This is a genomic window from Aeromonas sp. R5-4 (assembly GCF_040908215.1).
GTDB classification, from domain to species: domain Bacteria; phylum Pseudomonadota; class Gammaproteobacteria; order Enterobacterales; family Aeromonadaceae; genus Aeromonas; species Aeromonas veronii.
Genome location: NZ_JBFODG010000016.1, coordinates 63,536 through 87,694 on the forward strand (window position 1 = coordinate 63,536; position 24,159 = coordinate 87,694).

The 24,159-nt window shown below is 60.4% G+C and carries 22 protein-coding genes and 1 tRNA gene; 10 read left to right on the forward strand and 13 right to left on the reverse strand.

All coding sequences use genetic code 11. The annotated features are described in order from the left end of the window. Positions 1-72: 72 nt before the first annotated feature. The 9 genes from AB5Y83_RS07985 to AB5Y83_RS08025 form a co-directional block, all read right to left on the reverse strand. Positions 73-149, reverse strand: a tRNA-Pro gene (locus AB5Y83_RS07985). Positions 150-304: 155 nt separating this feature from the next. Further along, positions 305-1,009, reverse strand: a complete 705-nt coding sequence (locus AB5Y83_RS07990; RefSeq protein WP_368174966.1) for an MOSC domain-containing protein — start codon at positions 1,007-1,009, stop codon at positions 305-307. 45 nt (positions 1,010-1,054) lie between these two features. Next, positions 1,055-1,897: an ABC transporter permease subunit gene (locus tag AB5Y83_RS07995; protein WP_041202837.1), complete on the reverse strand. Its 843-nt coding sequence runs from the start codon at positions 1,895-1,897 to the stop codon at positions 1,055-1,057. Then, positions 1,897-2,802, reverse strand: a complete 906-nt coding sequence (locus tag AB5Y83_RS08000; protein ID WP_005340703.1) for an ABC transporter permease subunit — start codon at positions 2,800-2,802, stop codon at positions 1,897-1,899. Before AB5Y83_RS08000 ends, AB5Y83_RS07995 begins: the two co-directional genes overlap by 1 nt. Further along, the gene (gene potA / locus AB5Y83_RS08005) at positions 2,799-3,953 is read right to left on the reverse strand and encodes a polyamine ABC transporter ATP-binding protein (RefSeq protein WP_005340704.1); all 1,155 of its coding nucleotides are present in this window, start codon (positions 3,951-3,953) and stop codon (positions 2,799-2,801) included. The genes AB5Y83_RS08000 and potA overlap by 4 nt, the downstream gene beginning before the upstream one ends. Before the next feature lie 78 nt (positions 3,954-4,031). Beyond that, a complete protein-coding gene (locus AB5Y83_RS08010) occupies positions 4,032-5,117 on the reverse strand; it encodes a polyamine ABC transporter substrate-binding protein (RefSeq protein WP_368174967.1) in 1,086 nt (361 codons plus the stop codon). 119 nt (positions 5,118-5,236) lie between these two features. Next, positions 5,237-6,334, reverse strand: coding sequence for an extracellular solute-binding protein (locus AB5Y83_RS08015; RefSeq protein WP_368175003.1), 1,098 nt, complete (start codon positions 6,332-6,334; stop codon positions 5,237-5,239). A gap of 53 nt (positions 6,335-6,387) precedes the next feature. Continuing rightward, positions 6,388-7,749 carry an aspartate aminotransferase family protein gene (locus tag AB5Y83_RS08020; protein WP_368174968.1) on the reverse strand — a complete coding sequence of 454 codons (1,362 nt, stop codon included), beginning with the start codon at positions 7,747-7,749 and terminating at the stop codon, positions 6,388-6,390. 276 nt (positions 7,750-8,025) lie between these two features. Beyond that, on the reverse strand, positions 8,026-9,357 hold the full coding sequence (locus AB5Y83_RS08025) for a glutamine synthetase family protein (RefSeq protein ID WP_013723370.1): 1,332 nt from the start codon (positions 9,355-9,357) through the stop codon (positions 8,026-8,028). A gap of 478 nt (positions 9,358-9,835) precedes the next feature. Between AB5Y83_RS08025 and AB5Y83_RS08030 the strand changes: the two genes are divergently transcribed. The 9 genes from AB5Y83_RS08030 (at position 9,836) to malZ (ending at position 18,111) form a co-directional block, all read left to right on the forward strand. Further along, complete coding sequence (locus AB5Y83_RS08030; protein WP_005356952.1) at positions 9,836-10,222, forward strand: TraR/DksA C4-type zinc finger protein; 387 nt, start codon at positions 9,836-9,838, stop codon at positions 10,220-10,222. Positions 10,223-10,369: 147 nt separating this feature from the next. Continuing rightward, positions 10,370-11,227 carry a hypothetical protein gene (locus AB5Y83_RS08035; RefSeq protein ID WP_279491523.1) on the forward strand — a complete coding sequence of 286 codons (858 nt, stop codon included), beginning with the start codon at positions 10,370-10,372 and terminating at the stop codon, positions 11,225-11,227. 62 nt (positions 11,228-11,289) lie between these two features. Beyond that, positions 11,290-11,736 (forward strand): DUF962 domain-containing protein, encoded by a 447-nt coding sequence (locus AB5Y83_RS08040; RefSeq protein WP_368174969.1) that lies wholly within the window; start codon positions 11,290-11,292, stop codon positions 11,734-11,736. Positions 11,737-11,762: 26 nt separating this feature from the next. Further along, on the forward strand, positions 11,763-12,257 hold the full coding sequence (locus AB5Y83_RS08045) for a CreA family protein (protein ID WP_005355485.1): 495 nt from the start codon (positions 11,763-11,765) through the stop codon (positions 12,255-12,257). Between the two features lie 74 nt (positions 12,258-12,331). Next, on the forward strand, positions 12,332-13,321 hold the full coding sequence (locus AB5Y83_RS08050) for a 2-hydroxyacid dehydrogenase (protein ID WP_005340720.1): 990 nt from the start codon (positions 12,332-12,334) through the stop codon (positions 13,319-13,321). Positions 13,322-13,413: 92 nt separating this feature from the next. Next, positions 13,414-14,775 (forward strand): molecular chaperone, encoded by a 1,362-nt coding sequence (gene yegD, locus AB5Y83_RS08055; RefSeq protein ID WP_100652295.1) that lies wholly within the window; start codon positions 13,414-13,416, stop codon positions 14,773-14,775. Positions 14,776-14,940: 165 nt separating this feature from the next. Next, on the forward strand, positions 14,941-15,357 hold the full coding sequence (locus tag AB5Y83_RS08060) for an META domain-containing protein (protein WP_100652293.1): 417 nt from the start codon (positions 14,941-14,943) through the stop codon (positions 15,355-15,357). Between the two features lie 88 nt (positions 15,358-15,445). After that, positions 15,446-16,276 (forward strand): HDOD domain-containing protein, encoded by an 831-nt coding sequence (locus AB5Y83_RS08065; RefSeq protein ID WP_005355498.1) that lies wholly within the window; start codon positions 15,446-15,448, stop codon positions 16,274-16,276. Positions 16,277-16,281: 5 nt separating this feature from the next. Beyond that, complete coding sequence (malZ, locus tag AB5Y83_RS08070; protein ID WP_005356962.1) at positions 16,282-18,111, forward strand: maltodextrin glucosidase; 1,830 nt, start codon at positions 16,282-16,284, stop codon at positions 18,109-18,111. Positions 18,112-18,210: 99 nt separating this feature from the next. Here the strand turns inward: malZ and AB5Y83_RS08075 are convergent, their stop codons facing one another. Continuing rightward, positions 18,211-18,744: an ATP--cob(I)alamin adenosyltransferase gene (locus tag AB5Y83_RS08075; RefSeq protein WP_042081773.1), complete on the reverse strand. Its 534-nt coding sequence runs from the start codon at positions 18,742-18,744 to the stop codon at positions 18,211-18,213. A gap of 89 nt (positions 18,745-18,833) precedes the next feature. Next, positions 18,834-19,976, reverse strand: coding sequence for a DUF5610 domain-containing protein (locus AB5Y83_RS08080; protein WP_368174970.1), 1,143 nt, complete (start codon positions 19,974-19,976; stop codon positions 18,834-18,836). A gap of 170 nt (positions 19,977-20,146) precedes the next feature. On the opposite strand from AB5Y83_RS08080, the gene trmA reads away from it, so the two are divergent. After that, positions 20,147-21,280, forward strand: coding sequence for a tRNA (uridine(54)-C5)-methyltransferase TrmA (trmA, locus tag AB5Y83_RS08085; RefSeq protein ID WP_368174971.1), 1,134 nt, complete (start codon positions 20,147-20,149; stop codon positions 21,278-21,280). Positions 21,281-21,347: 67 nt separating this feature from the next. Here trmA and AB5Y83_RS08090 read toward each other — a convergent pair whose 3' ends face one another. After that, on the reverse strand, positions 21,348-23,081 hold the full coding sequence (locus tag AB5Y83_RS08090) for a methyl-accepting chemotaxis protein (protein WP_368174972.1): 1,734 nt from the start codon (positions 23,079-23,081) through the stop codon (positions 21,348-21,350). Between the two features lie 51 nt (positions 23,082-23,132). Then, positions 23,133-24,143: a galactose/methyl galactoside ABC transporter permease MglC gene (gene mglC / locus AB5Y83_RS08095; RefSeq protein WP_033136342.1), complete on the reverse strand. Its 1,011-nt coding sequence runs from the start codon at positions 24,141-24,143 to the stop codon at positions 23,133-23,135. Between the last annotated feature and the right edge of the window lie 16 nt (positions 24,144-24,159).

The following is a 24,159-nucleotide window of genomic DNA, read 5'->3' on the forward strand; positions in this document are numbered from 1 at the left end:
CAGCTAATGAAAAACCGAGTAACTGGAAGGAAAATGCAAAAAGGCCGCTCTATTGAGCGGCCTTTTCAAATTTGGTCGGTGTGAGAGGATTCGAACCTCCGACCCCTTCGTCCCGAACGAAGTGCGCTACCAAGCTGCGCTACACACCGATGTCTGCGGGACGGGAATTTACCGAAAGCCCAGACCTGACACAAGCCTTTTTTGCATTTTGCAGGAAAAAAAGTGCTGTTCGCTCAACTATTCAGCACTCTTTTCACCCGTTTACCGGACTGCAGCCAGCTGGTGACATTCCGGCAACTGGCCGTCAGGCCAGGCGCAGGGATGCTGGCCCCAGCAGACGACGCTGCCAGTCAGCCACAGTGCCATGCTCCAGCCAGTCGGCTGCATGCTGGCGCCAGTTGGGCGAGAGAGCCGGATTCTCCAGCAGCATCAGCAGATCCGCTTCATTGCGCACCTGATTGAACAGGATATCCGCCGTGCGCTTCACCGTCAGTTCGGGATAGGGTCTGTCTATCAGCTCCATGGCCGTGTCAGGCGCGATCATGCCCTCCTCCAGCACCCGCAGCAACCAGCCACAGCGGCCACCCAGCTGCATCACCTGCGACATCTGGCCATAGCCAAAGCGCTGGTTGAGCTTGAAACAGGGGGATCTCGGCTGGCTGATCTGGATCAGTGACTCACCGAGCCGATAGACATCGCCGATGCAGGCTTGCGCCTCGGTCAGCCCGATACCGGAGAGGTTCTCGCCAAAGGCGGCAGGTTGCCAGGGTGTACGTGGCGCAGGCAAGCCCAGTGCGGTTTGCCAAGTCTGCCACCAGAGATAGTGATCGGCAGGATAGTAGTGGAGCGCCCGATCCGGGCCACCGTGGTGGCGCAGGTCACACTGTTCATCCCCTTCCAGACCGGCAAAGGTACAGCGAACTGGTGCAGAGATCGGTTGCTTGTGAATGGCGCTGGTGAGGCCGGGCACCAGCTCGGTGCCACGACCGCTAAAAAGGGAGATCCGCATACTCATCCTCCAGGTTGACGAGAGTAGGCGGATCTTATCATGCCATCAGACGACGGCCTGCATCTGGGTGGTCATGGCGATCTCGGCGCGACGGCGCTTCTCCGCCCTGGCCATCAGATACCAGCTGCCGAAGGTAAAGAGCGATACCGACAGCAGGATCAGGCTGGCCACTGCGTTGATCTCGGGTTTTACCCCGAGCCGCACCGCCGAGAAGACCTCCATCGGCAAGGTTGTGGAGCCCGGGCCGGAGACGAAGCTCGCCAGCACCAGATCATCGAGCGACAGGGCGAACGACATCATGCCACCTGCCGCCAGCGAGGGGGCGATCATCGGGATGGTGATCAGGAAGAACACCTTCCACGGCTTGGCGCCAAGATCCATGGCCGCCTCCTCGATGGAGAGATCCAGCTCCCGCAACCGCGCCGACACCACGATCGCCACGTAGGCGGTACAGAAGGTAGTGTGGGCGATCCAGATGGTCAACATGCCCCGCTCGGCGGGCCAGCCCACCAGCTGGGCCATGGCTACGAACAGCAGCAGCAGCGACAGACCGGTGATCACCTCGGGCATCACCAGCGGCGCCGTCACCATGCCGCCGAACAGGGTGCGACCACGGAAGTGGGGAATTCGAGTCAGCACGAAGGCTGCCACCGTCCCCAGCGCCACCGCGGCGATCGCGGTGTAGAAGGCGATCTCCAGCGAACGGAACACGGATCCGATCAGCTGCTTGTTGTCGAGCAGGCCGAAGTACCACTTGAGCGACCACCCGCCCCACACCGTCACCAGCTTGGAGGCGTTGAAGGAGTAGATCACCATGATGATCATGGGCAGGTAGATAAACAGCAGCCCCAGCCAGAGCATCAGTTTGGCAAAACCGAAACGCTTCATCATGCCTTGCCCTCCAGCTCTTTGGCCTGGTTACGGTTGAAGAGGATGATCGGAATGATCAGCACCGCCAGCATCACTACCGCCAGCGCAGAGGCAACCGGCCAGTCGCGGTTGTTGAAGAACTCCTGCCACAGCACCTTGCCGATCATCAGGGTCTCCGGGCCGCCCAGCATTTCCGGAATAACGAACTCCCCCACTACCGGAATGAACACCAGCATGCAGCCGGCGATGATGCCGTTCTTGGAGAGCGGCACCGTGATCTGCCAGAAACGGGTCAGGTTGCGGGCCCCCAGGTCAGAAGCAGCCTCCAGCAGGCTCTGATCGTGTTTGACCAGATTGGCGTAGAGCGGCAGCACCATGAAGGGCAGATAGGAGTAAACGATGCCGATATAGACCGCCAGGTTGGTGTTGAGGATCTGCAGCGGCTCGTCGATCACCCCGATCCCCAGCAAGACGCTGTTGAGCAGGCCGTTGTTACTGAGGATCCCCATCCATGCATAGACCCGGATCAGAATGGCGGTCCAGGTCGGCATCATGATCAGCAGCAGCAGAACGGTCTGGGTCTCCTTGTTGGCCCGGGCGATGGAGTAGGCCATCGGATAGCCAATCAGCAGGCAGAGCAAAGTGCTGACGAAGGCCATCTTGAGGGAGCCCAGATAGGCAGCGATATAGAGCTCATCCTCCTGCAGCAGCAAGTAGTTGCCCATGTTGAGCAGGATGGTGAGCTGATTGTCGGCCCAGCTCACCACATCGGTGTAGGGCGGGATCGCCACATCCGCTTCCGCAAAACTGATCTTCACCACGATGACAAAGGGCAGCAGGAAGAAGAGGAACAGCCAGAAGAAGGGGATGCCGATCACCAGTCGGCGCCCCCCGACCCGCTTCAGTCGTTGCAAGAACTTCATGATTGCAGCACCACGCCGCTGTCATCTTCCCAGTAGAGGAACACCTGGTCATCCCAGGTTGGCCGCTTGCCGTGGCGTTCGGCATTGGCGATGAAAGCCTGAACGATTTTGCCCGAGGGCAGCTGGATGTGATAAACCGAGTGACCGCCCAGATAAGCGATGTCATAGACCTCCCCCTTGGTCCAGTTGAAGTCCGGGTGCTCGATCTCCTCCGGTTTTTGCAGACTCATCAGCAGTTTTTCCGGCCGCAGGGCGTAGGTCACCTTCTTGTTCTCGGCGCGGGAGCTGATACCGTGGCCCACATAGATGGGCTGTTCCAAGTCGGCGCAGGCGATGGTGGCGTGGTCCTGCTCATCCTCCACCAGCAGGCCGTCAAACAGGTTGACGTTGCCGATGAACTCGCACACCAGCCGACTGGCCGGAGTCTCGTAGATATCCATCGGACTGCCGATCTGCTCGATGCAGCCGAGGTGCATGATGGCGATCCGCTCCGCCATGGTCATGGCCTCTTCCTGATCGTGGGTCACCATGACGCAGGTAACCCCGACCCGCTCGATGATCTCTACCAGCTCCAGCTGCATCTTGGAACGCAGCTTCTTGTCGAGCGCCCCCATGGGTTCATCCAGCAGCAGCAACTTGGGACGCTTGGCTAGCGAGCGAGCCAACGCCACCCGCTGGCGCTGGCCACCGGAGAGCTGATGCGGCTTGCGACGGGCATACTGGGTCATCTGTACCAGCTTGAGCATCTCTTCTACCCGGGCATCGATCTCGGCCTTGGGCAGGCCATCCTGCTTGAGGCCAAAGGCGATGTTCTGGGCCACCGTCATATGGGGGAACAGGGCGTAGGACTGGAACATCATGTTGATGGGGCGTTCATAGGGGGGCATGTCGGTGATGTCGACCCCGTCGAGGAACAGCCGCCCCTCGGTCGGGCGCTCGAAACCGGCCAGCATCCGCAGCAGGGTCGATTTGCCGGAACCGGATCCGCCGAGCAGGGCGAAAATCTCCCCCTTGTGAATATTGAGAGATACGTTATCGACCGCCAGCGTTTCGTCGAACTGCTTGCTTACCCGATCAATTTTCACCAGCACTTCTTTGCGCTGCTGACTGCCCTCGAGGGCTTTCTTGTAGGCACTGGAGGCTATCGCCATTACCAAACTCCCCAACGTGATACCGGCCTTGCGGCCGATCCATAAAAGCGATTTGGCGCCCCCGAACGGGCACCAAGGTTAGGTACCGGACTTGATCTTGGTCCAACTCCGGGTGATTAGACGCTGTACCGAGCGGGGATGTGCTTCCTGCACATAGAGTCGCTCCAGCACGGCTTGAGGGGGATAAACCTCCTCGTTGTTGCGCACCGCCTCATCCATAAACTCGCCCGCCCTTGAGTTGGGATTCGCGTAGCCCACATAGTCGCTGACCTTGGCGATCACTTCGGGCTGCAGGACATAGTTGATGAGAGCGTGCGCCTCTTTGACATTGGTGGCATCGGACGGGATCGCCATCATGTCGAACCAGAGATTGCCCCCCTCTTTCGGAATGCTGTAGGCAATTTTCACCCCCTTGCCAGCTTCATCGGCGCGGGCAGCGGCTTGCAGGATGTCGCCGGAAAAACCGGCCGCCACGCAGATGTCGCCATTGGCGAGATCGCCGATGTATTTGGAGGAGTGGAAGTAGGCCACATAGGGCCGCACCTTGAGCAGCAGCGCCTCGGCCTGCTTGATATCCCCCGTCGCATGACTGTTGGGATCGAGTCCGAGGTAGTTGAGGGCAGCAGGGATCATCTCGTCGGCAGAGTCGAGAAAGGCGACGCCGCAGCGAGAGAGTTTCGCCATGTTTTCCGGTTCGAAGATGGTGGCCCAGGAGTCAATCTTGTCGACCCCCAGCACCGCCTTGATTTTGTCGACGTTGTAGCCAATGCCGTTGGTCCCCCACAGATAGGGCACCGCGTACTGATGACCCGGATCCACCTTGTCGAGCTGCTTGAGCAGCACGGGATCCAGGTTGGCCAGATTGGGCAGCAGGGATTTATCCAGTTTCTGGAAGGCTCCCGCCTTGATCTGCTTGGCCAGGAAATTATTGGAGGGCACCACCAAATCGTAACCGGTCCGCCCCGTCAGCAACTTGCCTTCCAGAGTCTCGTTGGAGTCAAACACGTCATAGACGGTCTTGATCCCGGTCGCCTGCTGGAAATCGCTGAGGGTAGTCTCGCCGATATAGTCAGACCAGTTGTAGAAGTGCAGCACAGGGGCAGCCTGGGCCACATTCGCCAATCCCATGGTCAGCGCTATGGTTAGCAATTTGGTTGTATTCACGGTGTCAGTTCTCCTGTTTCAGTGGTTGACCGTCTGCGCATCCATTCGCACGGCCCATCCGGATGGATGGCATCACTACCCTCCCGGCCGAACTGCGGACCGGGAGGGGCATTCGTTACTTACTTGCCGGACTTGATCTTGGTCCAGCTGCGGGTCATCAGACGCTGCACCTTGGCCGGCAGATCCGGGAAGGTGTAGATTTTCTGCAGGGTCGCCGCATCAGGGTAGATACCCGGATCGGTGCGGATCGCCTCATCCACCAGCGGGGTCGCCGCCTTGTTGCCGTTCGGGAACTGCACCACGTTGGTGATATTGGCGATCACCTCGGGCTTCATCAGGTAGTTGATGAAGGTGTGGGCCGCCTCGACGTTCTTGGCATCCGCCGGAATGGCGATCATGTCAAAGAAGCTGCCTGCCCCCTCTTTCGGAATGGTGTAGGTGAGCGCGACGCCATTCTTGGCCTCGGCAGCCCGCGCCTTGGACTGCTGCAAGTCACCGGAGTAACCGACCGCTACGCAAAGGTTGCCGTTGGCCAGATCCGAGATGTACTTGGAGGAGTGGAAATAGGCGGTATAGGGGCGGATGGAGAGGAACAGCTCCTCAGCCTTCTTCAGCTCAGCCGGTTTCTGGCTATCCGGTTTGAAGCCCAGATATTGCAGGGCAGCCGGCAGCATTTCGGTCGGTGAATCGAGGAAGGATACGCCACACTCTTTCAACTTGGCCATGTTCTCCGGCTTGAACACCAGATCCCAGGAGTTGACCGGGGCATCAGCCCCCAGCACGGCTTTCACCTTCTCGGCGTTGTAGGCATAGCCGATGGTGCCCCACAGATAGGGGATGGAGTACTGGTTGCCCGGATCGCTCGGCTCGAGCGCCTTGAGCAGGTCGACATCCATGTTTTGCCAGTTGGAGAGCTTGGACTTGTCCAGTTTCTGGAACACGCCCGCCTTGATCTGCTTGGCCAGGAAGGGGTTGGATGGCACCACGATGTCGTAGCCCGAACTACCCGCCAGCAACTTGGCTTCCAGTACCTCGTTACTGTCGAACACGTCATAGACCACCTTGATCCCCGTCTCCTTCTGGAAGTTATCCAGGGTATCCGGCGCTATGTAGTCGCTCCAGTTGTAGACGTGCAGCACCTTCTCTTCAGCCATTGCTCCGGCACTTGCCATGCCCAGAGCCACAGAGGCAGCGATCACTCCTGTTTTGAAAGACATCATCCTTGTCTCCTAAGCAAATTGTATGCGCATGCCAACCTGCCCGACCCACCTCAACCCTTCAGCTTTGCGGCTGTCAGATCCAGACTGCGCCTGGCCAGATCGACCAATTCATCAACCTGTTCCTCGGTGATGACCAAGGGGGGCGATATGATCATGGTATCGCCTACCGCCCTCATCACCAAGCCATTGTTAAAGCAGAACTCTCGGCAGGTCATCCCCGCATTTGCCTGAGCCGGAAAACGCCGGTTGGTCTGCTTGTCCTCAACGATTTCCAGCGCAGCGACCAATCCTTTGCCTCGGGTTTCTCCCACCAACGGATGATCGGCCAGCTCCGCCCAGCGGCGCTGCAAATAGGGGCCGATAGTATCATGCACTCGCTTAACTATGCTCTCTTTCTGCATAAGCTGGATATTGGCCACCGCCACGGCGCAAGAGACCGGATGGCCCGAGTAGGTGAAGCCGTGGTTGAACTCGCCCCCCTCCTCCACCAACCCCTTGGCAACCCGGTCACTGACCATCACAGCGCCGAGCGGCAGATAACCGGAGGTGATCCCCTTGGCCAGACACATCAGGTCCGGCTTGATGCCAAACCCTTCGCTGGCAAACCAGTGGCCGGTACGGCCAAAGCCGCAGATCACCTCGTCAGCGATCAGAAGGATGCCGTAGTGATCGCAGATGCGCTGGATCTCCGGCCAGTAGCTGTCAGGCGGAATGATGACGCCGCCCGCCCCCTGGATCGGCTCGCCGATAAAGGCAGCCACCTTGTCCACCCCCAGCTCCAGAATCTTCTGCTCCAGCTGACGGGCCCGCTCCAGCCCGAACTCGTGGGCGCTCATCCCCTGCCCCTCACCGAAGTGGTAGGGCTGATCGATGTGCACTATGCCGGGAATGGGCAGGTTGCCCTGCTGATGCATCCCCTTCATGCCACCCAGACTCGCCCCCGCCACGGTGGAGCCGTGATAGGCGTTGTGGCGGCTGATGATCACCTGTTTGTCAGGCTGACCCTTGCTGGCCCAGTAGTGGCGCACCATCCGCAGCACGGTATCGTTGCACTCGGAGCCGGAGCCGGTGAAGAAGACGTGGTTGAGATGGGCTGGCGTCACCTCGGCCAGCAGGGTCGCCAGCTCGATCACCGGCGGGTGAGCGGTCTGGAAGAAGAGGTTGTAGTAGGGCAACTGCTGCATCTGGCGGGTAGCGGCATCCACCAGCTCCTGGCGGCCATAGCCCATATTGACGCACCACAGGCCTGCCATGCCGTCGAGAATGCGTTTGCCCTCGGAGTCTTCCAGATAGACACCGCTGGCTTTAGTAATGATGCGCGAGCCCTTCTTGTTCAGGGCCTGAAAGTCGGTAAAGGGGTGCAGGTGGTGGCTGGCATCCAGTTGTTGCCACTCACGGGTTGTCTGCTGCATTTGTTGCTCCTCGGTTCCTTCAATTTAGCAAGATTCAGTCGTCAAATAGTCAGGTGAGTCGGCACGTTCGCAGCCACAGTCACTCACGGCGTGTCTGCTGCATTCGTTACTCCCCTGCGCCTTCGATTTGGCAAGATTCAGTCGTTAATCAATCCAGGTGGCAGCGCTCTTTCGGCCACAACCACTCACAGGTGGCTGCCGCCACCTGGCTCGCGTTCCGGTCTCTTCGATACAGGGATCGGGGAGGCCGACTCCGACCTCCCCGTTACAGGGGGATCAGACGTTCAGCAGCAGGAACTCCCGCTCCCAGCGACTGATCACCCCGAAGTAGGTCTCGTACTCTTTGCGTTTGACCGCAACAAAGGCGCGGGTGAAGCGCTCCCCCAGCATCTCCTTGATGGGCTCGCACTGTTCGAGATGGCTGAGCGCCTCTTCCAGCGAGCGGGGCAGGCTGTAGGGCAGGTCATAGGCGCTCGACTTCATCTCCGGCAGCGGCTCCAGCTTCTCCATCATGCCGAGATAGCCACAGGCCAGAGTGGCGGCCAGCGCCAGATAGGGGTTGGCATCGGCACCGGCGAAGCGGTTCTCCACCCGGCGGGCACTGGGATCGGAGAAGGGCACGCGCAGGCCGCAGGTGCGGTTTTCCACCCCCCACTGGACGTTGCGCGGCGCGCTCTCGCCAAAGGTGAGGCGGCGGTAGGAGTTGACGTTGGGGGCCAGCAGGGCTGTCACCGCCGGGGTGTATTTCTGCAAACCGGCGATGAAGTGCATGAACTGTTCGCTGTTGCCGCCGTTCGGGGTACCGAACAGGTTGTGGCCGTTCACATCTTCCAGACTCTGGTGGATGTGCATGGCCGACCCCGGTTCGTCGCTCATCGGCTTGGCCATGAAGGTGGCATAGATGCCGTGGCGGTGAGCGGCTTCACGCATGGTGCGCTTGAACAGGAACACCTGATCCGCCAGATCGATGGCATCACCATGCAGGAAGTTGATCTCCATCTGGGCGGCGCCCGACTCGTGGATCAGGGTGTCCACTTCCAGTTCCTGCGCCTCGCAGTAGTCATACATGTCTTCAAAGATGGGGTCGAACTCGTTGACCGCATCGATGCTGAACGACTGGCGGGCGGTCTCAGGGCGGCCGTTGCGACCGACCGGCGGCACCAGCGGATAGTCGGGGTCTTCGTTGCGGGTGACCAGATAGAATTCCAGCTCGGGCGCCACCACCGGCTTCCAGCCCTGCTTCTCGTAAAATGACAGAACCCGACGCAGCACGGAGCGCGGCGCGATGTCGATCAGCTTGCCGTTGACGTCGAAACAGTCGTGGATCACCTGTGCAGTGGGCTCCAGCGCCCAGGGGACAAAACGGATGGTGTTGGGGTCGGGATAGAGCTGCATGTCCCGCTCCAGCGGGTCGATCATGCTATCGTCATCCGGATATTCGCCGGTCACCGTCTGGGTGAAAATCACCTCGGGCAGACGCATGCCCCCTTCACGCAAAAACTTGTTGGCTGGGATGATCTTGCCCCGGGCGTTGCCGGTGAAATCCGGGAACAGGCACTCCACCTCCGTGATGCGATTGCTCTCCATCCAGCCTTTGATACTGTCCATGTTAAACCCCGACTTTACGGTTGCCATTGGCAAGGGTGTCTAATATATGGAACACCCTTGTTATAAAATTGTAATCAACATCACCATAAAAGCCCGCCATCAAGGGCAATGTCAAGCGGGCGTGTTTAAAAAACTATAAATAATGGCGCATATAATGACCAAGGCGGCACCAAATACTAAACACTCAAATCCGTACGAAGCCCCCCTCTCATCGTTGCAAAGGCGATGCCAACAGAGGGTGAAGCAGGCGCCAGATCCCGACCAATCCCCCGCAGGAACGGGCCATTTTTTTGCAAGGGCGCACAATCCTTATCCTATTTGCTTTGCTTGGCTGCATTTTTTTGGTACAAGGCCCGCCCTGATTTGCACTCTCTTGCATGAAACAGGTGCAAATCGGGATACAAGGGCTTGGTCTGTAGGCAGACAGCCCCCATAAACAGGGATAATTGGGTTAGTAAACTGACTGGTAGTTAATCGTATGTGTGATTTCATGACTGAAGACCAACTGGCCTTTTACAAGGGGCAGATCGAGCGACAGATCGTCGAGCTCGAAGAGCGCCTGAACTCCCAGGCCAGCCAGGCCATCGCCACCGACACCAACGAGATGGCTGATGAAATTGACCGTGCCAGTATCGAGGAAGCCCGCCGTCTGGAGCTGAACCGCATCGAGCACGACAAGCTGCACCTGCGCAAGCTGCGGGGCGCATTGAAGCGCATCAGCGAAGGGGATTTTGGTTACTGCGAATCTTGCGGTGACGAGATCTCCCTCAAGCGGCTGCATGCCCGTCCGGAATCCCGTTTCTGCGTCGAATGCCAGAGCACCAAGGAATTTAACGATACCCACGTGTTCCGTCGCGTCGCCTGATTCTTCGAAGAACCGTCACCATTCTGGTGCAACAGACGCCAGCAAGGCAGGGCCCTGCGCTCAAACCTTGCACAACGCCTCGCAGCAAGATGGTGACAAGTTCTGTTAGACTCCGGACACCTTCCGGAATCTACAGGAGAACAGAGAGTGAAATGGCTCATCAAGCTGTGTTTGTGCCTGCCACTGCTGGCACAAGCACAGGTTCTGACGGTCAAGGTCCCCAGCCGTCCCGTCAACAATCTTGACCAGGAGTACCAGTACAAGCTGCTGGAACTGGCCCTGACCCGCTCCGGGCAACCCTTTCGCATCCAGCCTGTCGAACTCGACCTCAACCAGTTCACCCTCCAGCAGCAGCTGAGCAAGGGCAAGACCATCAACGTCTTCTGGATGGGCACCTCCAGCGAGCTCGAATCCTCCCTGATTGCCGTCCCCATTCCGCTGTTTCGCGGGCTGGAAGGATTGCGGCTGTCCTTCATCCACGCGGATACCCAAGAGAAGTTCAACCAGATCAATACCCTGGCCGACCTCAAACAGCTGAAGGCGGCGCAAGGGGTCGGTTGGGCCGATAACAAAATTCTGGAAAATGCGGGCATCCCGACCTTCTCCGGCCGATACAGCAGCCTGTTTCGCCTTATCAACGATGGCGACAAGATCGACTTCTTCCCGCGCGCCCTGGTGGAGATCTTCGCCGAGCGCAGCGAGCTGGTGGCGCAGTATCCCAACCTCGCTATCGAGCAGCATCTGCTGATCCGCTACCCCTTCGCCCAGTTCTTCTTCGTCAGCCCCGAATACCCCAAGCTGGCCAAGGCGATTCAGACCGGGCTGGAGCGGGCCTATGCCGATGGCAGTTTTATGAAGTTCTTCAATGACAACCCCAAGATCCGCGAAGCGCTCGCCAGCGCCAACCTCGATCAGCGGGTCACCATCGCCCTGCCCAATCCGGATATGACCCCGTTGCTAAAATCCATTCCAGCCCAATATTGGGAGTATCCACCGCAGGGATAAGCATCCCGAGCGCCTGACCACGAAGGTCAGGCTGCGAGAACACAGTGCGCCAGGGAGGTGCCATGAAGGGAATCCAGGAGTGGTTTGCGGAGTATGGCCAGAGTCATCGCCATCCGGTCAACGTCGCCATCCACAAGCTGGCGGTGCCGGGCATCTATCTCTGCTCGCTGGCGCTGCTCTGGTGTCTGCCACACGGGCCCTTGCCAGAGCCACTCAACTGGGCGGCAGTGGCAGCCATTCCGGTGCTGCTGTTCTATCTGCAGCTGTCGTTTTCGCTGTTCGCGGGGATGGCCGGGCTGACCGCACTGGGACTGTGGATCTGCCACCCATGGCAGGGGCCGCTGTTGTGGCCGGCCGTGGCAGCGTTCGTGCTGCTCTGGATAGCCCAGTTTGTCGGCCACAAGATCGAGGGCAAGCGCCCCTCCTTCCTCGCCGACCTGCAATTTCTGCTGATAGGCCCTGCCTGGGTGCTTGCCAGCCTCTATCGTCGCCTGGGCATTCCCTATTGAGGAATGCCGGGCCAACAGGAGAGACCATGACACATAACCACACGCGACATAATGCCCTGCGCCGCGCCCTGCCCCTGCTGCTGGGGGCCCTGTTTGCCGGCCCGGCGCTGGCCGACAAGGCCGACCCGGTCGGTGAAGTGAGCACCGCCTTCAAGCTCTTCGGTCCCAACCACAAGATCCTGGTGGAGGCGTTCGACGACCCGCGCATCGACGGCGTCGCCTGCTATCTGGCGCGCCCCAAGACCGGCGGTGTCAAGGGCGGGCTGGGACTGGCGGAAGATCCCTCCCACGCCTCCCTGTCGTGCCACCAGATCGGCCCCATCACCCTGCCCGAAAAGCTGAAGGCGGGAGAAGAGGTGTTCGATGTCAGCACTTCACTGGTGTTCAAGGAGCAGAAAGTGGTGCGTTTTTACGACAAGAAACGCAATGCACTGGTTTACCTGACCTACAGCACCAAACTGGTGGATGGTTCGTACAAGAGTGCAGTCAGCGCCGTTCCCATTATGCCGTGGGGACAATAACCAGCCGGTTTGTCCGGTGATAGCCGACCCATTTTGTTGTAATTTGACGACACACACGCTGCGGAGCACATACCATGAAAGTCGCCGTATTCAGTACCAAGAGCTATGACAAAGAGCATTTCAACCAGGCCAACAGCCAATACGGCTTCGACCTGGAGTTTTTCGATGTGCGGCTGGAGGCCAAAACGGCCCGACTGGCTCACGGCTTCCCGGTGGTGTGTCTGTTCGTCAATGACGATGCCGACCGCGAGGTATTGACCGAACTGGCTGCCAACGGCACCCAGGTGATTGCCCTGCGCTGCGCCGGTTACAACAACGTAGATCTGGCCGCAGCCAAAGAGCTGGGGCTGAAAGTGGTGCGGGTGCCCGCCTACTCCCCCGAGGCGACCGCAGAACACGCCGTCGGCATGATGATGTGCCTCAACCGCCGCATCCATAAGGCTTATCAGCGCACCCGCGACGCCAACTTCTCGCTGGAAGGGCTGGTCGGCTTCAACATGCATGGCAAGACCGTTGGCGTCATCGGCACCGGCAAGATCGGTCTGGCCGCCCTGCGCATCCTCAAGGGCTTCGGGGTTCGCCTGCTGGTGAACGATCCTTACCAGAATCCGGCAGCCATCGAGCTGGGAGCCGAGTACGTGGATCTCGATACTCTGTTCCGCCAATCCGACATCATCAGCCTGCACTGCCCGCTGTTCAAAGAGAACTACCACCTGTTGAACAAGGAGGCATTTGCCAAGATGAAGGACGGGGTGATGATCATCAACACCAGTCGTGGCGGCCTGCTCGACTCCAACGCCGCCATCGAGGCGCTCAAGACTTCCCGCATTGGCGCGCTGGGGCTGGACGTCTACGAAGAGGAAGAGGATCTCTTCTTCTCCGACAAGTCCAACGAGGTGATCACCGATGACGTGTTCCGCCGCCTGTCCGCCTGCCACAACGTGCTGTTCACCGGCCATCAGGCGTTCCTGACCCGCGAGGCGTTGCACGCCATCGCCGATACCACCCTCGGCAATATCCGCGCCATCGAGAGCCAAGGCCGCTGCGACAACGAAGTGGAATAAGGGCTCGCCCTCTCTTCGTCACGCGCCGGGTTGTGAGACCCGGCGCCTTCGGGTAGGCTAGCCCCCCTTTTTTATTCAGGAGTCTGGCGCCCATGTTTATCGGATTTGATTACGGCACCTCCAACTGTGCCGTGGCCGTGATGGAACAAGGTAGCCCCAGGCTGCTGAATCTTGGTGCATCCCGCTATCTCCCCTCCACCCTGCATGCCCCCCACCGGGATGCTATCGCCGGTCTGCTGGCCGAAGGGCTGGCCCCCGCCCAGCAGGCGGAGTACCTCAAGCTGCGTGGCCCCGTGGTCACCCGCGCCCAGACGGTTCGTCGCCAGATGCGCGAAGAGGGACTGATCGACGAGCTGAGCTTTGGTGGTGCCGCGCTGGAGCGCTATCTGGAAGAGCCGGACGACGGCTACTACATCAAATCGCCGAAATCCTTCCTCGGCGCCTATGGCCTCAAGGCCCCCCAGATCGCCCTGTTTGAAGACATCGTCTGCGCCATGATGCTCCACGTCCGCCAGCAGGCAGAGCAGCAGCTCGGCGCCCCGATCCGCCAGGCGGTGATCGGCCGTCCGGTCAACTTCCAGGGTCTGGCGGGGGAAGAGAGCAACCAGCAAGCTATCGCCATCCTGACCGAGGCAGCCCGTCTGGCCGGTTTCGAGCAGGTGGAGTTCCTCTACGAGCCGGTGGCCGCCGGGTTTGAATTCGAGGCGCGCCTCACCGAAGACGCCGTGGTGCTGGTGGTGGATATCGGCGGCGGTACCACCGACTGCTCCATGCTGCGGATGGGGCCCAGCTACCGCGATCAGTTGGATCGCAGCGGCGATCTGCTCGGCCACAGTGGCCAGCGTATTGGCGGCAACGACTTCGATATCCGCCTGACGGTGGAGGGGATGATGCCGCTGCTCGGCATGCACGAGACCCTCAAGACCGGCAAGCCGCTGCCCCACCCGCTGTTCTGGGATGCGGCCGCCATCAACGACGTCAGCGCCCAGAGCCGCTTCTACAGCCTCGACACCGCCCGCCAGCTGCAGGATCTGCAGCTCGACAGCCAGCCCGGCAGCAAGTTGGGGCGTCTGGCCAGCCTGCGGGCCCACAAGCTGAGCCACCAGCTGGTGTGGCGTGCCGAGCAGGGCAAGATCGCCCTCTCGGAGCAGGAGCTCAATCGCCAGTCGCTGGCCGAGTTGGAAAAAGGGTTGGAAGCGGAGCTGACCCGCGAACAGCTGGCCAACGCTTCGGCCCTGCTGCTGGAGAAGATTGGCGAGCTGATGGACGAAGCGATTGCCGCTGCCGGTGTGCAGCCGGATCGCATCTTCGTCACCGGCGGTAGCGCCCGCTCGCCGCTGATCGCCAGCTTTATCCGCCAGAAGCTCCCGTCCATCCCGCTTGAGGGGGGGGATGACTTCGGCTCGGTGGCCGCGGGTCTTGCCCGTTATGCCGAGCGGCTGTTCGCCAACTGAGCCCTGAGATAGCGTAAATCGATGGCAACATCCCCAAGGTGTTGCCATTAAGCGACAGTCGTGCGGGGCAAGGGGCGACAGAAGCGGTCGGTCGTCCCCTCTCCCGCCCTGCTCCCGACTGCCTAAAAAGGGTATTCTTGACGCTCCCCCAACAGGAGCCCCCTCATGCCCAGATTGCCCTTTTTGCTGATACCCCTGTTACTGCTCGCTGGCTGCAGCTCGACCGCCTTTGTTCAGCAAGATCTGCAACACCACCACTGGGTACTGAGCAAACTGGATGGCCAGCCGATCAAGGCCCCCCGCGACAATCCCCCCGATTTCGAGATCGGCGAGCACTTCACCGTCAACGGCATCGCCGGTTGCAACCGCTACTTCGGTCAGGGCCATCTGGAAGATGACAAACTGTGGGTCACCAGTCTGGGCAGCACCGAAATGGCCTGCATGCCGCCGCTGGACACCATAGAGCAGGCCGTGCTGACCACCCTTACCGAGGGGGCGACCCTGAGCGGCACCAGTCAGAACCTGATCCTGCAGGGCAAACAGCACCGTTTGGAATACACCTTGCGCGACTGGGTGTTCTAGCGCTCACAAAGCCGCATCACAAACAGGAACATGTTGTCCGGCTGTGGCACAATATGAGGCAGAGTTCGCAACGGAGGCTGCCTCAGCCATGTCGATGGATCGCCTGTTTGACAAGATCAAACAACTCCCCACTATTCCCAAGCTGCTGCACGAGTTGATGCAGAGCTTCAACGACGAGAATGCCCGCATCGACGAGATTGCGGCCAAGATCGCCATGGATCAGGTGATCAGCGTCAAGGTGCTGCGGATGGCCAACTCGGCCGCCCTGCGCCGGGGCAACGAAGTGACTTCTATTGAACAGGCGGTGATCCGGCTCGGCTTCAACCGGCTGCGCTCCGTGGTGGTCGCCTCCGGCATCATCGGCACCTTCAAGGCCCCGCCCAGCTTCGACAAGAACAAGTTCTGGACCGAGACCTTCCAGGTCGCCACCATAGCCAAGACCCTGGCCCAGGAGGCCAAGGTGATGGATCCCGAGACCGCCTTCACCTGCGCTCTGATCCACAACATCGGCGAACTGCTTATCCAGAGCACCTTGCCGGAAGAGGCCGAGCTCATCAACATGGCGATCCAGAACGGCAGCAGCCGGGTCGAGGCCCAGCGGGAGATGCTGGGCTACGACTATGCCCAGCTTGGTGCCGAGCTGGCGCGGCGCTGGAACCTCTCCGAGGCCTTCGTCGATGCCATCTCCCAGCAGCTTGACCCGCTCTCCCACGATCCAGTCAGCAAGGAGGCGGTGCTGATCCGCCTCGCCGTGTTTATCTCCTTCGCCTGGAACGCGGGCGTGCCTGCCCAGGCCATCATCGCCCGCTTCCCTAAACCGCTCGCCGACCAGTTGGGACTGGATCCCAAGTCGCTGGCAGGCCAGCTCGAAACACTGCATGAACAGGGTAATGCCCTCGCCGATCTTCTGACTCAATAAGCATCATGACCCATCCGTTTCTGTTTCATCCCCAGGTGGCGCCCTGGTTCAAAGAGAGCGCCGACGCACTGCAATTGACCCTCTTTAGCGAGCTGGATGCACCGATCCGCGAGGTGTGGCTGCGCCACGAGCCGGATAACGAGGAGTACCTGATCCCGATGACGGCGGTCTCCACCCGCGATCGGCTGCAGGTGTGGCAGGCGACCCTGCCGCTCATCAAGGGACAGGATATCCACCTCTACAGCTTCAAGTGCCTCACCGACGAGGAGCAGTGGTGGCTGCACGGGGCGGGCGTCAGCGCGTCCATGCCGCCACGGGAGCAGCATTTTCGCTTCAACAGCCTGCACCAGCCACCGGCCTGGGTGCAGGATCAGGTGTTCTACCAGATCTTCCCCGACCGTTTCTGCAACGGCGATCCGTCGCTGAGCGTCAAGCATCACGAGTACGAGTACCGTGGCAAAGCGGTGATCAGCAAGGCGTGGGGCGAGCCGGTCAGTCGCCACGAAGAGGGCCACGGCGCCTGCGAATTTTACGGCGGCGACCTGGCAGGCATCGATGCCAAGCTCCACTACCTGCAATCTCTCGGGGTGACGGCGCTCTACCTCAACCCCATCTTCGATTCGCCGAGCAACCACAAGTACGACACACAGGACTACTTCAAGGTCGATGCCCACCTCGGCAGCAACGAACAGTTCGCCGAGCTGACCCGCAACCTGCACCAGCGCGGCATGAAGATCATCCTCGATGCGGTGGTCAACCACACCTCTACCGAGCACCCCTGGTTCTGCCCGCCACTGGGAGCCCAGAGCAATCCGGACTCCCCGTGGCGCAGCTTCTACACCTTTGATAAAGAAGGGGATTACGTCAGCTGGAAGGGCATTCGCAGCCTGCCCAAGCTCGACTTCTCCTGCGAGAAGGTGCAAGACGCCGTCTATCGGGCCGACGACGCCATCCTCCGTTACTGGATGCGCGCCCCCTACCAGATCGATGGCTGGCGCTTTGACGTCATCCACATGCTGGGTGAGCGCGGCACCGCCGAGGGCAACCGCAGCCATGTACGCGCCATTCGCGGGGCAGTGAAGCAGGAGAACCCGGACGCCTATGTGCTCGGCGAACACTTCTTCGAGGCGAGCCAGTGGCTGCAAGGGGATCAGGAGGATGGCGCCATGAACTACTACGGCTTCGCCCATCCGATCCGCGCCTTCCTGGCGGGGCAGGATATCGCCTACCACCCCATCAAGATCAGCGCCGAAGAGCTGGATCGCTGGCTCAAGCTGGCGCGGGCCCACATCCCGTTCAAGAACCAGCTGGCCCAGTTCAACCTGCTGGACAGCCACGATACCGCCCGTTTCCTCCATCTGCTGGGTGAAGACAAGCAGCGGATGCAGCTGGCCGCCACCCTGCTGCTCACCTATATCGGTGTGCCCTCCATCTACTATGGCGATGAAGTGGGGCTCTCCGGCGGCAACGACCCGGACTGCCGCCGCTGCTTCCCGTGGGATACCACAGACTGGGATCATGTGCTGCACGACCACTATCGTCGGCTGATCCAGATCCGCCGCCAGCGCCCCTCCCTGCGCCGTGGCGATATCCAGACCCTCTACGCCGGGCCCCACAGCTATGTGTTCGCCCGTACCCTGCAAAGCGATCAGGTAGTAGTGGCTTGCAACCGCCATCCGAGCGAGCCGCGCACCATCAGCCTGCCCCTGTGGCAAACCGCTAGCCCCGCCAGCCGTTTCACCGACGCCTTCAACGGTGAGAAGTTTGAAGTGGTGCAGGGCGAGGTACAGCTCACCATCCCCGCCAACTCGGCGAGAGTGCTGATCTCCAGCTGAGCGGGCAACTGACGCGCTGAAAAACAAAACCGGAGCCCAAGGCTCCGGTTTTTTATTCCGTTCAATCCACCATGACGTCTGGCCCCTAACCAGCCGCCATCAGTAGTTGATACTGACGTAGGGCACTTCCGGCACCTGCCAGCGCTGCTTGAGGTAGACGGTGAGCACGAAGAAGAAGTTGGCCAGCAGGTTGGCGAAGCGATAGAGAATGGGATCGAAGGCCACCTCGCTCTCTTCCAGCCTGACCAGCAGCCGCACCACCTTCTTGCTGCCACAGCGGCACAGATGGAGGGTGGGGATGGGCTGCGGCCCCTGCGGCAGCACGAAACCGGTGACGCTGCCGCGACTCGCCTCGTTGTAGTGGTCGTAACGGGCCTTGAGCCACTCAAGATCTGCATCGAAGATCCCCAGCTTGCCGCGTACCGAGCCGTTTAGGTTGTAGATAAGTCGCTGCAACGCCGCGAGATCCGCCAGCATGGGCTCGGTATCCGCATCCGGCGCAAGGTGTGACAGCACGGCCCCAACCTGACAACAGAGCTCGTCGGTGGCGATTTCAAAATCACATTTGAGCGAGGTTTCGAAGATAAAGGGGTAGCAGAGCTCGCGCTTGTCTCTTGGCTTCTTGGGGTTCATGGGGCAACCGGATTGGAGAAAAGGCCAGTTTGCCAGCCCCGGAAAGGGCTGGCAAACGGCAGGTCATTACTTGCTTAACGCGCAGTGGCTCAGACGTTCTTACTGGTGGGCTCGGTGGAGGGCTGGAACTGGTTGATCATCCGCAGCGCCTCCAGCATCCGCTGGTTGAAGCTGGTGAAGCGATCGACCTGCAGCGGGTCTTCTTCCCCTCTCGCGGCCAGCACGGCAGGGGTCAGCGCCTGTTGCTGGGATGCTGGCAGCAGGGTATCCGCCTGTTTCTGTACCTGATCCAGCTTGGGCAGGTAGTCGGCAAACGGCTTGATCAGATCCTGCAGGGAGTGCGCCCCCTGATAGGTCTGGCTCAGCTTGACGCTCTGCTTGAGCTTGAGGGAATAAGAAGCCAGCTGGCTGTCATCCAGTTTCAGCTCGCCCGCCTTGTCCAGCAGATCCTCGAAGTTGCCGGAGAAGAAGCTCCCCGCCAGCTCGTCGATCCCCTTGACCAACTTGCCGATGGACTCCATCTCGTCGCTGCTGAGATCTCCCTCCAGCGAGAAGCTGAAGCTCTGGCTCGATTTGAGGCTGAACTGGCTGCCGCTCTCGCTGCTCTGGGACTTGGTCTGCCAGCTGTCGTTGAAGCGCAGCACCACCTTGTCGCCATCCTTGGTCTGGATCTCCAGATACCCCTGCTGGCGACTGGCCATCTCGGCCTGTCCCATGTCGGTCGGGGAGACCTTGCCGAAGAACTCCTTCTCGAACTCCTCGAGCCCTTTCTGGATCAGCTTGTAGCTCTGATCGATACCGGTTTTGATATCGTCGTTGTCGGTCGCCCACTTGCCGAGCTGTTTCTTCGCCTCGTCAAAGCCCTTGTCGACCCCCTTGCGGGCCTGCTCCATCATCCCGGTCAGGTCGTCGTCGGATTTGCCATCGGCCCGCGCGGCACCGAGCCGCCCGGTCACGAACTGCAGCACGTTGTCCGCCACCGACTGGAAGTCGAACAGGGTCTCCGGGGTGATCTCCTCGGGCTCTTTCACCTTCGGCGCCTGATAGCCCTGGCCGTTGATCTCCAGCGAGAACTGCAACGCCTGCTGGATCAGCACCTGCGCCCACTTGGGCGGCTTGTGCAAGGAGACCTCCTCCTCGCTCTTGACCTGTTTCTGCTCCGCCTGTTGCGGCGATTTGGGAGAAACACCCACTCCCTTGGGTTGGGCTGCGCCCACGCCTTCGATCTGCATAATGTGTCCTCCCACCATGCCTGTAGATCAGCTATCGGCCTGACTGAACACTTCTTGACCACAAAATGCTGGACAATCTGCGGCTGGCTTTTAAAATCGGGCCCCTTTGGGTGGCCTGTTGCCTTCCCCCGATTTCGACCCGGCCCGGCCGGTGTGCATGTGAGGTATTTATGACCCAGTCCCAACAGCCTTCCGCGAACGCTCCGGCGCCTAGAACCGCGGCCGACTATCAGGCCCAACTCGATGAAAAGCGCGCTCGCCTCACCGAGCTGTTTGCCGGCTTCACCCTCCCGGCGCTGGAAGTGCACAGCTCGCCGGCGGAGTACTACCGGATGCGCGCCGAATTTCGCATCTGGCACGAAGGGGATGACCTCTTCCACTGCATGTATGCCCCGGCGACCAAAGAGATCATCAAGATAGACCACTTCCCCACCGCCAGCCGCCTCATCAACCAGTTGATGCCGCTGCTGCTGGAGGGGCTGCGCCCGCATCCGGTGCTGCGCCGCAAGCTGTTCCAGATTGACTACCTCTCCACCCAGTCCGGCCAGATCATTGTCAGCCTGCTCTATCACCGCAAGCTGGAAGCAGAGTGGCAACAGGCCGCCGAAGCGCTGCAGGCCGATCTGCGCGCCAAGGGGTTCGAGCTGCAATTGATTGGCCGCGCCCACAAGCAGAAGATCTGTCTGGGGGATGACTTCGTCATCGAACAGCTCAACGTGGCGGGTCGCCAGCTCATCTACAAGCAGGTGGAGAACAGCTTCACCCAGCCCAACGCCGCCATCAACGAGCAAATGCTGGCCTGGGCGCTGGATGTGACCAAGAGGAGCGAAGGGGACCTGCTGGAGCTCTATTGCGGCAACGGCAACTTCTCCATCGCGCTGGCGCAGAACTTCCGCAAGGTGCTGGCCACCGAAATCGCCAAGCCGAGCGTCGACTCCGCCCAGTTCAACATCGCCGCCAACGGCGTCGACAACCTGATCATCCTGCGCATGTCGGCCGAGGAGTTCACCATGGCGATGCGTGGTGAACGGGAGTTCAACCGCCTCAAGGGGATCGACCTCAAGAGCTACCAGTGCAACACCATCTTCGTCGATCCGCCCCGCGCCGGTCTTGACGATGCCACCGTCAAGCTGGTGCAGGAGTACGACAACATCCTCTACATCTCCTGCAACCCAGAGACCCTGCAGGCCAACATGGCCGTGCTGGGCGAAACCCACGAGATCGCCCGTTTCGCCCTGTTCGACCAGTTCCCCTGGACCCATCACATGGAAGCCGGGGTCTATCTGCGCCGCAAGGCCGGTTGATTCAGGCAGACAGGAAAACAACAACAGGGCCGGATGGCCCTGTTTTGTTATTGACTGAACACCGGCCTCACTCCAGCCGGAAGTGACCCACTATCTCCCGCAGCCGGTCGTAGGTCTGCCCCATCGCCGCGGAGCTGGCAACCGTCGCTTCGCCATTGTGGGTCAGCTGGCGGATCACTTCAGCGATGGCGCTCATGTTGCGATTGATCTCTTCGGCCACCGCGCTCTGCTGCTCCGCCGCCGTGGCGATATGGCTGATGAGATCGTTGATCTCCACTACTTCCCCTGCCATCAGATCCAGCGACTCGTTGACCCTGGTGGTGTTCTCGGCCGCCCCCTGACAGCTCTGCTTGGTATTGCCCATGGCATCCACCACGGTGCGGGTGCCCCGCTGCAGGCTGGCCAGCATAGTCTGGATCTCGGCTGTGCTCTGCTGGGTGCGGGCGGCAAGGGAGCGAACCTCATCGGCCACCACTGCAAAGCCACGCCCCTGCTCGCCAGCACGAGCCGCCTCGATAGCAGCGTTGAGGGCCAACAGGTTGGTCTGCTCGGCAATGCTGCCGATCACCCCCAGCACGGAGCCTATCTGCTGCACATCCTGCTGCATCGCCTCGATGGAGCGGGCCGTCTCCTCCACCTCGTCCACCAGCGCCATCACGCTGGCCATCGCCTGATCCACCACCTGACGGGACTGGCTCGCCAGCTGCTGGCTCTGGCCGGTGAGCTGGGCGGTGCTGGCCGCACTCTCAGAGACGGAGACCGCGGTGCGGCTCATCTCGTTGATGGCGGTCACCACCTGTTCGGTCTCGCGCACGTGGTCCGCCAGCAGGGACTGGGCGGCACCGGTCTGGTTGGCTAGCCCTTCTATACCGCTGTTGAGCTGGCCGCTCGCCTGCCGCACCTCCCCCATCATCTCCTGCAGCCGCTCGATAAAGCGGTTGATGCCGGCCGAGATCTGGCCAAGGTCATCCTTGCTGGTTACCGCCAGTCGGCGGGTGAGATCGCCGCTGCCGCGGGAGAGCTCCAGCACCAGATCCCGCAGCGAGAGAATGGGGCGATAGGCCACGTTGAGTGCCAGCATTGCCAGCACCATCACCACGATCGCCACGCCGCACAGCGCCATGATGATCTGACCGTTGAGGGCCCGGGTCATGGCACGGATGTAGTCAAGGTCGATGTAGCCGGTCAGCGTCCAGCTGCTGCCACGAATATCCAGCTGGTTGGGACGCGCTTCGCTCTCCCCCTGCGGCTTGCTGTCATAGAGGTTGTTGCCCTGACTGTCGGCCAACGAGAAGTAGCGGCCATCGCCACTCATCTTCTCCAGCAGGCTTTTGAACTCGCTCATGTCGAGGTAGTAGAGATAGGCAGAATCGGCACCGCGCGGCACCAGAATGGTGATGACCGGCTTGCCATCCACTTGTTGCAGCGGGCTGACGGTGATCTGGTTGTTGGCGGCGGGGATCTGCTTGCGCAGGGCATCGACTTTGGCGCTGTCGTTGATGACCCCGCTCACATCGAAGGCCATGTCGCCGATCACCTTGACGATGTTGTGAAAGCCGGTCTCTTGCAGGGTCTTCTTGACGTTGGTCACCCCGAAGTTGAGGTTGGCGGCCAACAGGATTTTCTGATTGATGTCGCTGGCCAGCTTCTCTTTGACCAGAGTGATCTGCTCGGTGATGTTGTGGGTGGCCTGAGTGCGAATGTAGCCACTGATGAAGTAATTCACGCTGAGCCCGGCGGTGCCGATGGTGACCAGAATGGCCAGTAGCAGCAAGAGGTAAATCTTGACCTTGAATGGCATGGGTTCCCTCCAGAAGAGAGGGCTGGCAACGCCAACCCTCCCTGCCAATCGTTATTTCTTCTTGGCGTACTTCATGGAATCCAATGCCACCGCCAAAATGATGATGCCGCCCTTGATGATGAACTGCCAGTAAGGGCTGACCCCGATATAGGTCAAACCATAGTTGATCAGGGTGAAGATAAGTACGCCGGTGATCACACCCGCGACCGTTCCCACCCCGCCGGCAAACGACACGCCGCCCACCACGCACGCCGCGATGGCATCGAGCTCGTACATGAAGCCGAGGTTGTTGGTGGCACTGCCGATCCGGCCCGCTTCCAGCATGCCGCCGAAGGCGTAGAAGACCCCAGCCAGCGCATAGATCATCACCAGATTGACTGCCACGTTGACGCCAGAGACCTTGGCTGCCTCGGGGTTGCCGCCGATGGCGAAGATGTTCTTGCCAAAGCGGGTCTTGTTCCACAGCACCCAGACAAAGACGCTGGCGATGGCCGCATAGAAGGTGAGATAGGAGAGCTTGAATCCGCCGATCCGGATAAACCCTTGGGCGAAGCTGGAGAAGCGGGGGTCAAACCCGGCCACCGGCGAAGCACCCACCGAGTCAAAGTAGAGGGAGTTGATACCGTAAACGATGATCATGGTGCCCAGGGTAGTAATGAACGGGGTGACGTTCAGGTAGGCCACGATCAGACCGTTGACCAGACCAATCAGCGCCCCCACCACACACACCAGCAGGATCACCACCGGAATGGGTACCTCCCCCAGCGTCGGGAACACCTTGTTGACGTTGGTCAGCGCCTGCAACATGGTTGCCGCGATGAGTGCAGCCAGACCGACCTGTCGACCGGCCGAGAGATCCGTCCCCTGGGTGATGATGATGCCCGCCACCCCCAGCGCTATGATGACCCGCACCGAGGACTGGGTCAGGATGTTGCTGAAGTTGGTGAGGCTCAGGAAGGAGGGCTCCTGGATCACGATGACCATGAGCAGCACCAGCAGCACCAGATAGATGGCGTTTTCCTTGAGCGCCTGCATCAGATTGAAATTTTTAGCCGACTCCATAAATGTCTTCCTGTCT

Bases quoted from the DNA above. Each gene is read 5' to 3' on its own strand.
- AB5Y83_RS08065 (WP_005355498.1), top strand. From the start codon at position 15,446: ATGTCGATGGATCGCCTGTTTGACAAGATCAAACAACTCCCCACTATT.
- AB5Y83_RS08080 (WP_368174970.1), bottom strand. From the start codon at position 19,976: ATGCAGATCGAAGGCGTGGGCGCAGCCCAACCCAAGGGAGTGGGTGTT.
- AB5Y83_RS08090 (WP_368174972.1), bottom strand. From the start codon at position 23,081: ATGCCATTCAAGGTCAAGATTTACCTCTTGCTGCTACTGGCCATTCTG.
- AB5Y83_RS08040 (WP_368174969.1), top strand. From the start codon at position 11,290: ATGAAGGGAATCCAGGAGTGGTTTGCGGAGTATGGCCAGAGTCATCGC.
- mglC (WP_033136342.1), bottom strand. From the start codon at position 24,143: ATGGAGTCGGCTAAAAATTTCAATCTGATGCAGGCGCTCAAGGAAAAC.
- AB5Y83_RS08060 (WP_100652293.1), top strand. From the start codon at position 14,941: ATGCCCAGATTGCCCTTTTTGCTGATACCCCTGTTACTGCTCGCTGGC.
- AB5Y83_RS07995 (WP_041202837.1), bottom strand. From the start codon at position 1,897: ATGAAGCGTTTCGGTTTTGCCAAACTGATGCTCTGGCTGGGGCTGCTG.
- AB5Y83_RS07990 (WP_368174966.1), bottom strand. From the start codon at position 1,009: ATGCGGATCTCCCTTTTTAGCGGTCGTGGCACCGAGCTGGTGCCCGGC.
- potA (WP_005340704.1), bottom strand. From the start codon at position 3,953: ATGGCGATAGCCTCCAGTGCCTACAAGAAAGCCCTCGAGGGCAGTCAG.
- AB5Y83_RS08050 (WP_005340720.1), top strand. From the start codon at position 12,332: ATGAAAGTCGCCGTATTCAGTACCAAGAGCTATGACAAAGAGCATTTC.
- AB5Y83_RS08045 (WP_005355485.1), top strand. From the start codon at position 11,763: ATGACACATAACCACACGCGACATAATGCCCTGCGCCGCGCCCTGCCC.
- AB5Y83_RS08015 (WP_368175003.1), bottom strand. From the start codon at position 6,334: ATGTCTTTCAAAACAGGAGTGATCGCTGCCTCTGTGGCTCTGGGCATG.
- AB5Y83_RS08025 (WP_013723370.1), bottom strand. From the start codon at position 9,357: ATGGACAGTATCAAAGGCTGGATGGAGAGCAATCGCATCACGGAGGTG.
- AB5Y83_RS08075 (WP_042081773.1), bottom strand. From the start codon at position 18,744: ATGAACCCCAAGAAGCCAAGAGACAAGCGCGAGCTCTGCTACCCCTTT.
- AB5Y83_RS08020 (WP_368174968.1), bottom strand. From the start codon at position 7,749: ATGCAGCAGACAACCCGTGAGTGGCAACAACTGGATGCCAGCCACCAC.
- malZ (WP_005356962.1), top strand. From the start codon at position 16,282: ATGACCCATCCGTTTCTGTTTCATCCCCAGGTGGCGCCCTGGTTCAAA.
- AB5Y83_RS08000 (WP_005340703.1), bottom strand. From the start codon at position 2,802: ATGAAGTTCTTGCAACGACTGAAGCGGGTCGGGGGGCGCCGACTGGTG.
- yegD (WP_100652295.1), top strand. From the start codon at position 13,414: ATGTTTATCGGATTTGATTACGGCACCTCCAACTGTGCCGTGGCCGTG.
- trmA (WP_368174971.1), top strand. From the start codon at position 20,147: ATGACCCAGTCCCAACAGCCTTCCGCGAACGCTCCGGCGCCTAGAACC.
- AB5Y83_RS08030 (WP_005356952.1), top strand. From the start codon at position 9,836: ATGTGTGATTTCATGACTGAAGACCAACTGGCCTTTTACAAGGGGCAG.